Here is a 12,922-nt window from a genome sequence, read left to right on the forward strand (position 1 = left end):
AGCGCGGGCTTGTGCAGCTCAAGGCGCTCGCGGAGGAGAGGGCGAAGGGGTGATCGCTCGGGGTGGTGGGGCGGTGGGGGGGTGGGGGGGGGGGCGGGGCGCGCCCCCCCCCCCCCCCCCCCCCCCCCGCCGCCGACGAACCCCGGAGCGGATCAGCCAGCCGCCCGGCGCAGCGCCGCCTTCCCGCCGACCACCGGCAGCTCCACCGACGTCCCGGTCAGGTCGACCGACAGGCCCGCGCCCGGAGCGGGCCGGAGCGTGTAGTCGTGGTCGCTGGACAGCAGCACCAGTTCGAGCCGGTGCCCCGCAGCCACCACGTAGTCGTTGGCCTGGAGCTCCACCTCGACCCGGTACCGCTTCCCCGGCTCGACGGGCCTGGTCACCGACAGGTCGAGCCGGTTCTGCGGGTCGGCCCACCCGCGCGTGATCACCCGGCTGGTCCCGTCCGGCGACCGGTCCACCAGCACCGCCGTCACGTTCGCGGCGGGCCGGTCGAACGACACCGCCAGGTCCGCCCTCGGCGTGCCGGACAGCCGCACCGGCTCGGTCAGCGCGCGGGTCCCGTACGCCAGCCGGTTGCCCGACGCGGGCAGGTCCACCAGCTGCTCAACGGACTTCCCCGCGTCGTCGCGCAGCTCCTCCACCAGCGGCCGGCCGGGCATCGCGTCGGTGCGCAGCACCCCCTTGGTCCCGCCGCCGACCCACGGGTTCAGCCGCGCGGGCGCGGTCCCCGGCGCGGGCCACTCGGCCTCGTCGACCCAGCTGCGGTCCTCGCGCTGCACCGTCGACCTCGGCTCGCGCTCCACCCCGTTGTCGACGTCGTAGAGGTAGTGGCTGAACCACCGGTTGAGCGTGCGCCGCCACTGCGCGGACCGCAGCGTGTCCGGGTCGGTGTGCCCGGACTGGTGCAGCCAGATCTTGTGCTCGACCCCGTTGAGCTTGAGCGCCTCGTACCACCGCGCGACCTGCCCGACCTTGACGTTCCAGTCGTTGAGCCCGTGCACCGCGAGCACCGAGGCCCGCACCAGCGGCGCGTCCTTAACGTAGTCCCGCTCCTGCCAGAACGGGGTGAAGTCGCCCGTCACCCGGTCCTGCTCGCGGGTCAGCTCGGCGAGCACCGGCGCGCACGCCGACCGGTCGGCGCGGGTGTGCACGTACACGGCGATCACGTCGGCGTCCTCGCCCTGGTACCCGCCGGGCGCGACGACCGCCCCGCCCGCGCGGTAGTAGTCGTACCAGCTGGAGATCGCCGCGATCGGCACGATCGTCTCCAGCCCGCGCACCCCGGTGGCCGCGACCGCGTTCGGCAGCGTCCCGTTGTAGGAGGTGCCCATCATCGCGGTCTTACCGGTGCTCCAGGCCGCCGAGACGGCGGCGCCCGAGGCGTCGCGCGCGGAGGTGCGGCCGTTGAGCCAGTCCACGACCGACCTCATGCCGGTGGTCTCGTTGCGACCGCCGGAGGTCGGGCAGCCGGTGGACTTGCCGGTGCCCAGCGACTCGGCGTAGACCACGGCGAACCCGCGCGAGACGAAGTACGACTCGTACCGGGTCGAGGTGATCGGCGCGGCGTTCGGCCCGACCGCCGCCGCGATCCGCTCGTCGGTGCGGGCCCGCAGCGGCGCACCGGACCCGCGCTCGCCCGGCACGTGCAGCTCGACGTCCACGTCGTGGTTGTCGACGTCGTTGCCGCCGGAGTAGTAGGGGCTGGGCAGGAACACCACGGGCACCTTCAGCCCGCGCTCGGTGGCCCGCTGCCGCACCACCTCGGTGTAGACCTCGTCGTCGAGCCCGTCGCGGTCGCTGTCGACGGGCGCCCGCACCCACAGGCTCTCGCGCACCACGTCCGAGGCGCTGAACACCGGCTGGGCCTCGCCGTCCGCGAAGACCGGCCCCTCCTCGGCCGCAGCGGCAGGAACGACCCCCAGCGGCAGCGCCAGCACAGCGGCCAGACCGGCGGCTCTCCACGAACCTCGCACCGCACACCCCCATCCACGTCGCAGGACTCAGGTAGGCCGACCCTCCCGGTACCGCGCGCGGGGTGTCAAGGGAACCCGAAGTCCACAATGGACCGCAGGAGCGGTTGACCTAGGCTCGGGGGCACCATGCGCTCCTTCATCGCCGCACTGCCCAAGGTCGAGCTGCACGTCCACCTGGTCGGCTCCGCCTCCCCCGCCACGGTCCTGTCGCTGGCCCGCCGCCACCCGGACGGCCCGGTGCCCACCGACGAGGCCGAGCTGCTGGACTTCTACGAGTTCACCGACTTCGGGCACTTCATCGACGTCTACGGCAAGGTCAGCGACCTGGTCACCACCGGGGCCGACGTCCGGGACCTGGTGCTGGGCCTGGCGCGCGAGCAGGCCGCGCGGAACGTGCGCTACACCGAGGTGACGGTCAGCGCGAGCAGCCACCTGCGCGCGGGCGTCCCCGCCGCCGAGCTGACCGCCGCGCTGGAGGAGGGCCGCGAGCGCGCCAGGTCCGAGCACGGGGTGGAGCTGGCCTGGGTGTTCGACGTGCCGGGCCTGTGGGACGGCGACTTCGGCCTGACCAGCGCCCGCTACGCCGTGGAGCACCGGCCCGAGGGCAGCGTCGGGTTCGGCATCGGCGGGTTCGAGGCCGACGCGCCGCGCGCGAGGTTCCGCGAGGCGTTCGCGATGGCCCGCGACGCCGGGCTGCGCAGCGTGCCGCACGCGGGCGAGACCACCGGGCCGGACGAGGGGTGGGCGGCGGTGCGGGAGCTGGGGGCGGAGCGGATGGGGCCCGGCACGTCGGCCGCGCGCGACCCGGAGCTGCTGCGGCACCTGGCGGAGCGCGGAATCGCGCTGGAGGTCTGCCCCACGTCGAACCTGCGCACGGGCGCGGTGCGGTCGCTGGCCGAGCACCCGCTGCCCGCGCTGCTCGCGGCGGGCGTGCCGGTCGCGCTGGCCACCGACGACCCCGGCATGTTCCACACCGACCTGAACCGCGAGTACCTGCTGTGCCACGAGCGGTTCGGCCTGGGGCGGGCGGGGCTGGCGGACCTGGCGGCGTCGGCGGTCGCGGCGAGCTTCGCGCCCGACGCGCTCAAGGCCGAGCTGGTGGCCGGGATCGACGCGCTGCGCTGACCTGATCACACCGGAACCGGGACGCCCTTTGGGCGGAAGGGGAAGACCTGCCGGGCTGGGGCGCCGGCCCCGGTGCGGCGGTCGGTGGCTTCGCACCGCTTCGCGGCGCGAGGCAGGATGGGGCGCATGAGGCTGGTGATCCTGGGCGGTGGCGGGTTCCGCGTGCCGCTGGTGCACAAGGCGCTGGTGGGCGGTGACCTGGTCGACGAGCTGGTGCTGCACGACGTCGACGCGGACCGGTTGGAGGCGATCCGCCGGGTGCTGGTCGGCGGACCCCGGCTGCGCGCGACGACCGACCTGGACGAGGCGCTGCGCGGCGCGGACTTCGTGTTCTCGGCGGTGCGGGTCGGCGGGCTGGCGGGCCGGGCCGCCGACGAGGGCATCGCCCGCGCGCACGGCGTCGTCGGGCAGGAGACGGTCGGGGCGGGCGGGATCGCCTACGGGCTGCGCACGGTCCCGGTCGCGCGGCGGATCGCCGAGCGGATCGCGGCGGTCGCGCCCGACGCGTGGGTCGTGAACTTCACCAACCCCGCCGGGCTGATCACCGAGGTGATGGCGGAGCGGCTGGGCGAGCGGGTGATCGGGATCTGCGACTCGCCGGTGGGGCTGTGCAACCGGGTCGCGAAGGCGCTCGGGGTGACCGGGGCCGAGTTCGACTACGCCGGGCTGAACCACCTCGGCTGGTTGCAGGCCGTCCGGGTCGACGGGCGGGACCTGCTGCCGGGGCTGCTCGCCTCGGACCGGTTGGCGGGGTTCGAGGAGGGCAGGCTGTTCGGCGCGGAGTGGTTGCGCGCGCTGGGGATGGTGCCCAACGAGTACCTGCACTACTACTACTCGACGCGGGAGTCGTTCGGCGGCGAGCGCGGGGCGTTCCTGCTGCGGCAGCAGGAGCGGTTCTACGCGGGCGAGGTCGACTGGGAGACCACGCGGCTGGAGCGCGAGAGCACCTACATGGCCGAGGGCCGGGAGCGGGACTCGGTGGAGGGCGGCGGGTACGAGCACGTGGCGCTCGCGCTGATGAACGCGCTCGCGCGGGACGAGCGGACCGAGCTGATCCTGAACGTGCGCAACGGCTCCGCGCTGTCCGCGGTGGACGGCGACGCGATCGTGGAGGTGCCGTGCGCGGTGGACGGGCGCGGGGCGAGGCCGAGGCCGGTGAGCCAGCTGCCGGACCACGCGGCCGGGCTGGTGCGCTCGGTCAAGGCGGTGGACCGGCTGGTGGCCGAGGGCACCAGGGCCGCCGCGCTGAAGGCGTTCGCGCTGCACCCGCTGGTGGACTCGGTGGCGGTGGCCCGCGACCTGCTGGACGCCTACGCCCGCAGGCACCCCGAGCTGGAGCACCTGCGGTAGCGCGCTAGCGGAGGTGGCGCCTGCCCAGGGCGTCGGCGCGGCGGGTGGTCTCGGGGAGGCGGTAGTCCCGGCACAGCCGCAGCACCTCCGCGCACGCGCGGTCCAGGTCGACGCGGTGGCCGACGGACACGAAGACCGGTTTCACGCCCGCGCGGGTGCGCAGGGCCCGGCCGACGACCTCGCCGCCGTCGAGCAGGTCGGTGGACGCCCCGCGCGCCGGGCCGGGCCGCTCGAAGTGGCCCATGGGGGTCTTGGCGACGCCCACGCTCGGCAGGTCGGCCAGGACGCCCAGGTGGCAGGCCAGGCCGAACCGGCGCGGGTGGGCCAGGCCCTGGCCGTCGCACACCAGCAGGTCCGGGGTGGTGGCGAGGCGGTCCAGGGCGGTGAGCAGGGACGGCAGCTCGCGGAACGCGAACAGGCCGGGGACGTAGGGGAAGTCGGCGGTCGCGCGCACGACCGAGGTGTCCACGGTCTCCATGGTGGCGACGTCGACCACGACGATCGCGGCGACCAGGCGGTCGTCGTCGGCGTAGCCCACGTCCAGGCCCGCGGCGAGGCGGACGTCGAGGTCGGGGTCGGCGGTGGGGCGGACCAGCGGGCGCAGGCGCTCCTGCTCGGCGATCGCCTCCTCGGCGGTGCGGACGTCGGCGGGGTGGCGGGCCTGGGCGCGCGTCGCGGGAGCGGGCACGGCGGCCCGGTCGGCGGTGGTCGCGGGCTCTGCGGGGATCGCGGGAGCGGCGGTGGGGTCGGGGGTCACGGTGGGGTCAGGGTCCTCGGCGGGGTCAGGGGTGGCGCGCCGACGCGCGGTGCGCGGCCAGGAGGTCCCGGCCGAAGTCGCCCGCCCGCCTGCGCCACACCGAGTGGGCGTGGTCGGCGCCGTTCGCGGTGTTGTCGTACTCGATCAGCAGGTCCGGGCCCTGCAACCGGTAGTAGTGCCCCTCGCCCGGACGGGTGGACCCCTCCCAGGCGAAGTGCAGCCGCTCCGCGTCCAGCGCCTGGAACTCCTCGTCGGCCAGGTCGCTGTGCAGGCGGTCGAGGTACAGCCTGGCCAGGGCGGCCAGCAGGGCGCGCGACCCGCGGTCCAGGCTGCTCGCGGCGATGCCCAGCGGCTCCACCTCCCCGGTCACCGACGGTGCGTTGCCCGATCGGATGTCCTCGGGCGGGACGTCGGCCACCACGGCCAGCCCGCGCGCGGTGGGGCCCATCCGGTCCAGCAGCTCCCTGGCCAGCTCCTCCTCCAGCCCGAGCGGCTGCAGGACCGCGCGGCCCCGGTAGCTGGTGCGGGCCGGGTTGGCGCCCAGGAACACCGGGGTCGCGGACACCCGGCCGTCGGCCACCACGGCGGTCACCGACAGGTGGTGCCCCTCGACCCGCCACCCCCACGGGGCGTCGCCCGGTTCACCGAACAGCAGCACCGAGTAATCACCCTGGTGGCGGTCCTTCACCCCGCCCTCGCGGTGGTCCAGGACGTCCTCCAGCGCCATCACGGCGGCGGCCTGGGCGTAGCCGTGGGGGCTCAGGACGCAGGCGAGCAGGCGGTGCACGGCCTTGCGCTGCTCGCGCGCCAGCTCGCCGACCACCAGCCAGGGGCGGGCGACCGGCGTGTAGGCCCACTCGGCGAGCAGCCCGCCGTCCAGCTCCCGCACGGCGGTGTGGCGCTGGTCGGCGGTGAGCAGGCCCAGCAGGGCCCCGGTCGCCTCGGTGATGTCCTCGCGCACGGGACCGAAGCTACCGGGCGGGGCCACCGCTCAGGGCCAGGGCTTGAGCTCGGGCAGCTCGCCCGTCGTGGTCAGCTCGCCCGCCGGGGTGCGCCCGGCCAGCCAGGCGACCAGGTCGTCGGCGGCGCCCGCCAGCTCCACCCGCTCCCCCGCGCCGAGCACCCAGCCTGGGGCGTCGGCGGGGGTCAGGACGAGCTTGACGCCGTCCGGCACGCGCGGGGTCAGGAAGGCGACCGCGTGGTCCCGGAACTCCTGCGACCACGGGACCGGGCCGAGCAGGAGGTCGCGGTGGTGGATCTCCACCTCGCGCCACAGCGCGTGCGCGGTGTCCAGGAGGGTGCCGTCCCGGTAGACCACGCGGGCCGACCAGTCCGACACGCCGGACCAGGCCTCACCCAGGCGGGCGACGGCGCTCGCGACGGCCTGGCGGTGCTCGGCCGCCGTCCTGGTGGCCCCCCGCTCGATCGCCTCGTCGCGCGCGGGCCTCCCGCCCTCGTACATCTCGGTCGGGGAGCCCTCCAGCTCGGCCTGCCGCGCCACGGCGGAGGTGACACCCTCGATGTGGGCCAGCACGTGCCCGCGCGACCAGCCGGGCAGGTCGGTGGGGTGGCCCAACTGCTCGTCGGGCAGCTCGTGGAGGGCGTCGGCGAGCTTGGCGTACCCCTCAAGCACGCGCTCGATGATCTGCACAGCGACCCCCGGTTGGCTCGGTCGGCCAGAACAGGACCCCTCGAAACTAGCGGGGTTGACCGGTCAAGTCCATTAGCTTGGTCCGGGTGAGGGTCTTGGACTTCGTGGGCACCCTGCACGGCGACGGCCGGGGCGGCCTGGTTGACGAGCTGGGCACGCCCGAGGGGTTCGCGCACTGGCTCGGGCGGCCGGGCGACGAGGAGCTGCGGTCGCGCGCGCTGGAGCTGCGGGCGGCGGTGCGGGCGCTGCTCGCCCACGTGACGGGCGCCGGGGAGCGGTTGGACGCGCCGCTCGCGGTGCGCTGGGAGCGGGCGCTCGACGTGGTCAACCGGACCGCCGCGCTGGCGCCCAGGGTGGCCAGGCTGGAGTGGGCGGACGGGCCGAGGCTGGTGCACCTGTCCGAGGCGGGCGCGCGGGACCGGCTGCTGGCCGACCTCGCCACGGGCGCCATCGAGCTGCTGGCCGGGGGCGGGGCGGCCGAGCTGCGGGCCTGCCCGTCACCCCGGTGCGTGCGCTACTTCGTGCGCTCGCACCCGCAGCAGGTCTGGTGCCTGCCCTCGTGCGGGAACCGGGCCAGGGTGAGCAGGCACCACCGCCGCAAGCACGCCTGAGGCGCGCCTGGGACGCGACCGGGGCCCGCCGCTGCGCGCGACGAGCCCCGGTCCTGCGAAACCGCTACCGCTGGTGGTCCATGTCGACGGTCCTCCTCAACACCGGTCCGGCGGGTGACCGGACCGCTCGGTCGCCGGGCCCACGACGGGCTCCGGCGTGCTGGGTCCTAGCGCTCGTCCTTCATGACGACAGCCCTCCGAGTCGTGCGGTCCGACACCAACCGGACCTGGGGGACGCCGGGTCCACCTCGGACCCCGGCGCGTCGTGCGGTGCTAGCGGGAGTTCTTCATCTCTGCTGCCCTCCAAGGGGGGTGGAACTTCACTTCCGAACCGGGACGGGCCCGGTTGGTCCTGGTGCGGTCAGCCGCCGGAGCGGCGGAACAGCCGCTTGCCGACGAAGTCCGCCTGGTTCGGCCTGCCCTGACCGGGGACGGCGCCCGCGCGCGGCTGCTTGCCGCCTCGGCGCTCCCTGCGGTTGGGGACGACCTGGGGCAGGTCCTCGGTGGGGAGCGCCTGCTCTGCGGGCTCCACCTGGTCGTGCTGGGGCTGGGTCACGGGGGTGATCCTCCTCGACGTCGAGGCGCAACGGGAAGCGCGGACCGCGGGACGGTCGGCGGCGCGTGCCCGCACGAGGGCATCCGGAAAGGCGCGCTGGATCAAGCGCGTGCGAGGAAGACGTCCTCGGGCGGGGGACTCAGATGCTCATGGCGGGAACGGTAGTGGGCGCCGCCACGTCCCGCCAACCGATTTTCCGACCTGGGGGAACGCCGCCTCAGCGGTCCTCCCGGCGCTCGCCGCGCGGGGGCAGCCTGATCACCCGCGCCGCGCCCGAGACGTCCTCGTCGGCGAGCTCGGGGGCCGGTGCGGACCCCAGGACGCGGCCGTCCACCACGCGCCCCTCCAGCCGCTCGTCGAGCACCTCGCCGTCCTCGACCTCGGGCTGCCCGTCCCGCCCGAAGAACCGCTGCGCGAACGCCCCGAGCGCCCTGGTGGCCACCGCGTCGACGCCGCCGCCGATCACCCCGCCCACCAGCGGCACGCCCTTGGCCAGCACCAGGGTCGCCCGCGAGGTGCCGTACTTGGCCAGCAGGGTGAACCCGATCCGCTTGTTGATCTCGACGATGACCTTCGCCGGGATTCGCTCGATCAGGTTCACGGTCAGCTTGGTCCCGGCCTTGATGCCCGCCTTCTTGAGCACCTCGGTGCCCGCGTTGCCGACCATGCACACCAGCACGGCGGTCTGCACCTCCTGGCTCTCCAGGTCGTGCCCGTGCACCGCCGCGATGGACGCGATCATGTGCGCCTGCACCAGGTAGGAGGCGGTGAGGTTCGCGGGCAGCGCCACGGGCAGCGTGAGCAGGCCGCCGAGGTTCGTCACGAACCCCTGGGCGCCCGCCGCGGCCACGTGCTGCCGGATGATCTGCCGGATCGCGCGCTCGCGGGTGAGCCCCTTGGCGAGCGCCTCGTCGGCGGTCTGCCGGGCGCTCTTGAACGGCCCGAAGCCGTCGATTCCCAACCGCAGGAGCTGCTCGACGGCACCCTGCTGGGCCCGCTGGACCGCGCTGGAGGACTCCTCGACCATGCCACCGAGACTACCCATGAGTGGCCCGGATAACGCCTGAACGAGTGAAGGGCCCGACCACCCGGTCGGGCCCTTCAGCACGGACTGCGAACGTGGAGATCAGCCTGCGGCGCTGGCCGCGTGGGCCTTCTGCTCCAGCTCGGCCTCGGACTCCTTGACGACGGCCTTCTTGCTGCGCCGGTTGCGCTTCTCCAGCCACACCGCGAACCAGGTCAGCAGCAGGCACAGCGCGACGTAGATGGCGCCGGTGACGATCGTCATCGGGACCAGCGGACGGCCGAACTGGCCCTGCGTGCCCAGGTACTTGGTGTAGTCCAGGAGCTCCTTGTAGTTGATGATGAAGCCCAGCGCGGTGTCCTTGAGCAGCACCACCAGCTGGCTGATGATCGCCGGGAGCATCGCGCGCAGCGCCTGCGGCAGCAGGACCTGCGTCATCACCTGGGTCTTGCGCATCCCCAGCGCGTAGGCGGCCTCGGCCTGCCCGCGGGGCAGCGAGGCGACGCCCGCGCGGAACACCTCGGCGAGCACCGACCCGTTGTACAGGGTCAGGCCGAGCACGACGGCCGTGAACTGCGACATCTTGATGTCGATCGTCGGCAGGCCGAAGTAGAAGATGAAGATCATGATGAGCAGCGGGATCGCGCGGAAGACCTCGACGAGGAAGCCCGCCGGGATCCGCCAGAAGGCGTGGTCCGAGAGCCTGCCCGCGGCGAGCACCGCGCCCAGCACGAGCGCGGCCACCGAGGCGACGGCGAACGCCGAGAGCGTGTTGCCGAGCCTGCTGACCAGCTCCAGCTGGACGGTCTCGTACTGGATCCACTCCCACATGCGCGGCTCGAACTGGCCGCTGTCGTAGAAGCGGTAGCCGATGAAGCCGACGATGCCGAGCACCGCCGCGACACCGACCACGGCCATGATGGCGTGCCGGACCTTGGCCTTCGGGCCGGGGACGTCGAACAGGACGGAACTCATCGGGCCACGCTCCAGCGCCTCTCCAGGCCGCGCTGAACGGCGGTCAGCGGCAGTACCAGCAGGATGAAGATGAAGGCCACCCAACCCAGGCCGACCAGCATGTTCACGCCGTCCTCGGAGAACGTGTACATGATCGCCCCGGCGTCGCCGACCGAGAAGCCAGCCGCGATGGTGGTGTTCTTCAGCAGTGCGATCATGGTGCTCGCCAGCGGCGGGACCACGGTCCGCAGGGCCTGCGGGAGCACCACGTTGCCGAGCATCTGCCCGAAGGACAGGCCCAGCGCGCGGGAGGCCTCCGCCTGGCCGACCGGGACGGTGTTGATGCCGGACCGGATGACCTCGCAGATGAACGCCGAGGTGTAGACGGTCAACGACACGACCGCGCCCTTGAAGGGGTCGAGCTCCAGGATCTTCAACAGCGGGTAGGCGAACGCGAAGAAGAAGAACACCAGGGTCAGCGGCGTGTTGCGCAGGACCGTGACGTAGGTGGCGCCCGCCGCGCGCAGCACCGGGACCGGGCTGACCCGCAGCATCGCCAGGATCGTCCCCAGCACCAACGACCCGACCGCTGAGAACAGGAAGAGCTGGATGGTGGTGCCGAAAGCCTTCAGGAAGAGGTCGGAGTAGTTGGTTAGGACGCTCATCGTCTTTCCTCGCCGGGAGAGGTCATGGGAGTGGCCGGTGACCCACCCCGCTCGCGCGGGTCACCGGCCACTGAAGCTCCGCTCAGTAGCGGTCGATGGCGGGCGGCTCGGCCGGGGAGCCCGACTTGCCCAGCGTGGAGTCGTAGATGTTCTTCCAGGTGCCGTCGTCGATCGCGCTCTGCAGGACGTCGTTGACCTTGTCCCGCAGCGGCTTGTCCTCCTTGTTCAGGCCGATGCCGTAGGGCTCCTTGGAGAACGGCTTGCCGACGACCTTGAACTTGTCCTTCTCCTGGGCGGCGTAGCCCTTGAGGATCGCGTCGTCGGTGGTGACGGCGTCGACCGCGCCCTCAGCCAGCTTCGAGACGCACTGGGAGTAGTTCTGGAACTCCGTGATGTTGGCGTCCTCGGTGAGCTTCTCGTCCTTGATCCGCTTGATCGGCGTGGAGCCGGTCACGGAGCAGACCTTCTTGCCCATGAGGGTTTCCTTGCCGGTGATGCTGGTGTCGTCCGCGCGGACGAGCAGGTCCTGCCCGGCGACGAAGTACGGACCCGCGAAGGCGATCTTCTCCTTGCGGCCGTCGTTGATCGTGTACGTGCCGACGTAGTAGTCCACGTCGCCGTTGATCAGCGCCTGCTCGCGGCCCGCGGACGCGATCGCCTTGTACTCGATCTTGTCCTCGCCGAAGCCGAGCTTGGCGGCGACCAGGCGCGCGATCTCGACGTCGAAACCGCTGTACTTGTTGGTCGTGGCGTCCTTGAAGCCCAGGCCCGGCTGGTCCTCCTTGACACCGATGACGACCTTGCCGCGGCTCTTCATCTTGTCGAAGGTCGCGGAGCCGTCGACCTTGACGTCGGCCTCGGCGGCCTGGGTGGGGGCGGAGCCGGTGTCAGCCGGGGAACCCTCCTTGCCACAGGCGGTCAGGGCGAGGCCGCCGGCCAGCAACAGCGCCGCAAGGGAGCGAACCCTCATCGTCGTTCTCCTGCTCTTTTCCTTGGTGGAGCGGCGCCAGGGGCGAGCGCCGCGTTCACGGGACTTCAGTGGGTCAGGATCTTCCCAAGGAAGTCCTTCGCGCGGTTGGACTTCGGCGCCGAGAAGAACTCCTCCGGGGCGCTGTCCTCCACGACCTCGCCGTCCGCCATGAAGATGACGCGGTCGGCGGCCTTGCGGGCGAAGCCCATCTCGTGGGTGACCACGAGCATGGTCATGCCCTCCTTGGCCAGGGTGGTCATCACGTCGAGGACCTCCTGGACCATCTCGGGGTCCAGCGCGGAGGTCGGCTCGTCGAACAGCATGACCTTGGGCTTCATGGCCAGCGCGCGGGCGATCGCCGCGCGCTGCTGCTGCCCGCCGGACAGCTGGGCGGGGAACTTGTCGGCCTGCGTGGCGATGCCGACCCGCTCCAGCAGCTCCATCGCGGTCTTGCGCGCCTCGGCGGCCGGGGTCTTGCGGACCTTCACCGGCGCGAGCATCACGTTCTCGACGATGCTCTTGTGGGCGAACAGGTTGAACGACTGGAACACCATGCCGACGTCGGCGCGCAGCCGGGCCAGGTCCTTGCCCTCGGCGGGCAGCGGCTGGCCGTCCACCTCGATGGTCCCGGAGTTGATCGGCTCCAGCCGGTTGATCGTGCGGCACAGCGTGGACTTGCCCGAGCCCGAGGGTCCGAGCACCACGACGACCTGGCCCTTCGGGACCTCGAGTTCCACGTTCTTGAGGACGTGGAGGGGCCCGAAGAACTTGTCCACGCCCGCCATCCGGATCATCGGCGGAGCAGGAGTGGGGGCGGTCATCCGTTCCTCCAGTGGGGGGTGTCGTGCGATGGCGGGAAACCTAGGTGTGAATCACCACACCGGTCCAGACGGTTGAGCAAGACTTAGGGTCTCAACTCTGTCACAGGACGAAGACACCTTTTCCGGGAGGGCTGTAGTGCGGGTGCTGCTGGTCGAGGACGATGACAGCGTCGCAGAGGCGCTGGTCCCCGCGCTGGTCAGACGTGGGTTCACGGTTGACCGGCAATCAACCGGGCGGGGGACGCTCGACCGGCTGACCGGCATTGATGTCGTTCTGCTGGACATCGGGCTCCCCGACATCGACGGCGTGACACTTTGCCGAAACATTCGGGCGGCGTCCGATGTCGCGATCATCGTGGTTTCCGCCCGCGGCGAAATCGACGACCGGATTCTGGGGTTGCACGCGGGGGCCGACGACTACCTCGTCAAGCCCTACGACGTGGGCGAACTGGTCGCCAGGGT

General features: G+C 72.6%; 14 protein-coding genes. 4 read left to right on the forward strand and 10 right to left on the reverse strand.

Translation table 11 applies throughout. The features are described from left to right. Positions 1-152: 152 nt before the first annotated feature. Positions 153-1,976: a Xaa-Pro dipeptidyl-peptidase gene (locus ACTUAL_RS31965; protein ID WP_440902840.1), complete on the reverse strand. Its 1,824-nt coding sequence runs from the start codon at positions 1,974-1,976 to the stop codon at positions 153-155. Between the two features lie 126 nt (positions 1,977-2,102). Here ACTUAL_RS31965 and add point away from each other — a divergent pair, with 126 nt between their 5' ends. Together add and ACTUAL_RS31975 are read left to right on the forward strand one after the other, a co-directional pair. Further along, entirely contained in the window at positions 2,103-3,101 is a 999-nt protein-coding gene (add, locus tag ACTUAL_RS31970) for an adenosine deaminase (protein WP_440902841.1), read from the forward strand. A gap of 126 nt (positions 3,102-3,227) precedes the next feature. Continuing rightward, a complete protein-coding gene (locus tag ACTUAL_RS31975) occupies positions 3,228-4,451 on the forward strand; it encodes a family 4 glycosyl hydrolase (RefSeq protein WP_440902842.1) in 1,224 nt (407 codons plus the stop codon). Positions 4,452-4,455: 4 nt separating this feature from the next. On the opposite strand, the gene ACTUAL_RS31980 is transcribed toward ACTUAL_RS31975, so the two are convergent. The 3 genes from ACTUAL_RS31980 to ACTUAL_RS31990 are packed head-to-tail and all read right to left on the reverse strand — an operon-like array spanning position 4,456 to position 6,841. Then, positions 4,456-5,208 carry an endonuclease V gene (locus ACTUAL_RS31980; RefSeq protein WP_440902843.1) on the reverse strand — a complete coding sequence of 251 codons (753 nt, stop codon included), beginning with the start codon at positions 5,206-5,208 and terminating at the stop codon, positions 4,456-4,458. A gap of 25 nt (positions 5,209-5,233) precedes the next feature. Continuing rightward, complete coding sequence (locus ACTUAL_RS31985) at positions 5,234-6,169, reverse strand: DUF3500 domain-containing protein (RefSeq protein WP_440902844.1); 936 nt, start codon at positions 6,167-6,169, stop codon at positions 5,234-5,236. 30 nt (positions 6,170-6,199) lie between these two features. Beyond that, positions 6,200-6,841: a maleylpyruvate isomerase family mycothiol-dependent enzyme gene (locus tag ACTUAL_RS31990; protein ID WP_440902845.1), complete on the reverse strand. Its 642-nt coding sequence runs from the start codon at positions 6,839-6,841 to the stop codon at positions 6,200-6,202. A gap of 104 nt (positions 6,842-6,945) precedes the next feature. On the opposite strand from ACTUAL_RS31990, the gene ACTUAL_RS31995 reads away from it, so the two are divergent. Beyond that, positions 6,946-7,470 (forward strand): CGNR zinc finger domain-containing protein, encoded by a 525-nt coding sequence (locus ACTUAL_RS31995; RefSeq protein ID WP_440902846.1) that lies wholly within the window; start codon positions 6,946-6,948, stop codon positions 7,468-7,470. Positions 7,471-7,831: 361 nt separating this feature from the next. Here ACTUAL_RS31995 and ACTUAL_RS32000 read toward each other — a convergent pair whose 3' ends face one another. The 6 genes from ACTUAL_RS32000 to ACTUAL_RS32025 all read right to left on the reverse strand — a co-directional run bounded on the left by ACTUAL_RS32000 (position 7,832) and on the right by ACTUAL_RS32025 (position 12,433). Beyond that, positions 7,832-8,026, reverse strand: a complete 195-nt coding sequence (locus ACTUAL_RS32000; protein ID WP_096492065.1) for a hypothetical protein — start codon at positions 8,024-8,026, stop codon at positions 7,832-7,834. 217 nt (positions 8,027-8,243) lie between these two features. Beyond that, the gene (locus ACTUAL_RS32005) at positions 8,244-9,053 is read right to left on the reverse strand and encodes an EcsC family protein (protein WP_440902847.1); all 810 of its coding nucleotides are present in this window, start codon (positions 9,051-9,053) and stop codon (positions 8,244-8,246) included. Between the two features lie 99 nt (positions 9,054-9,152). After that, on the reverse strand, positions 9,153-10,025 hold the full coding sequence (locus tag ACTUAL_RS32010; RefSeq protein WP_096492063.1) for an amino acid ABC transporter permease: 873 nt from the start codon (positions 10,023-10,025) through the stop codon (positions 9,153-9,155). Continuing rightward, a complete protein-coding gene (locus tag ACTUAL_RS32015) occupies positions 10,022-10,669 on the reverse strand; it encodes an amino acid ABC transporter permease (RefSeq protein WP_096492062.1) in 648 nt (215 codons plus the stop codon). Before ACTUAL_RS32015 ends, ACTUAL_RS32010 begins: the two co-directional genes overlap by 4 nt. 82 nt (positions 10,670-10,751) lie before the next feature. After that, positions 10,752-11,639 (reverse strand): glutamate ABC transporter substrate-binding protein, encoded by an 888-nt coding sequence (locus ACTUAL_RS32020; protein WP_440902848.1) that lies wholly within the window; start codon positions 11,637-11,639, stop codon positions 10,752-10,754. Positions 11,640-11,704: 65 nt separating this feature from the next. After that, positions 11,705-12,433 carry an amino acid ABC transporter ATP-binding protein gene (locus tag ACTUAL_RS32025; protein WP_177154547.1) on the reverse strand — a complete coding sequence of 243 codons (729 nt, stop codon included), beginning with the start codon at positions 12,431-12,433 and terminating at the stop codon, positions 11,705-11,707. 163 nt (positions 12,434-12,596) lie between these two features. On the opposite strand from ACTUAL_RS32025, the gene ACTUAL_RS32030 reads away from it, so the two are divergent. Then, positions 12,597-12,922, forward strand: a 326-nt coding sequence (locus tag ACTUAL_RS32030; protein WP_440902849.1) for a response regulator transcription factor, incomplete at its 3' end; no start/stop codon positions are given.

The organism is Actinosynnema sp. (assembly GCF_052038725.1).

What these genes read in the sequence shown, in the direction of transcription:
- add (WP_440902841.1), top strand. Translation starts at nt 2,103, where the DNA reads ATGCGCTCCTTCATCGCCGCACTGCCCAAGGTCGAGCTGCACGTCCAC.
- ACTUAL_RS31975 (WP_440902842.1), top strand. Translation starts at nt 3,228, where the DNA reads ATGAGGCTGGTGATCCTGGGCGGTGGCGGGTTCCGCGTGCCGCTGGTG.
- ACTUAL_RS32005 (WP_440902847.1), bottom strand. Translation starts at nt 9,053, where the DNA reads ATGGTCGAGGAGTCCTCCAGCGCGGTCCAGCGGGCCCAGCAGGGTGCC.
- ACTUAL_RS32010 (WP_096492063.1), bottom strand. Translation starts at nt 10,025, where the DNA reads ATGAGTTCCGTCCTGTTCGACGTCCCCGGCCCGAAGGCCAAGGTCCGG.
- ACTUAL_RS32015 (WP_096492062.1), bottom strand. Translation starts at nt 10,669, where the DNA reads ATGAGCGTCCTAACCAACTACTCCGACCTCTTCCTGAAGGCTTTCGGC.
- ACTUAL_RS32020 (WP_440902848.1), bottom strand. Translation starts at nt 11,639, where the DNA reads ATGAGGGTTCGCTCCCTTGCGGCGCTGTTGCTGGCCGGCGGCCTCGCC.
- ACTUAL_RS32025 (WP_177154547.1), bottom strand. Translation starts at nt 12,433, where the DNA reads ATGATCCGGATGGCGGGCGTGGACAAGTTCTTCGGGCCCCTCCACGTC.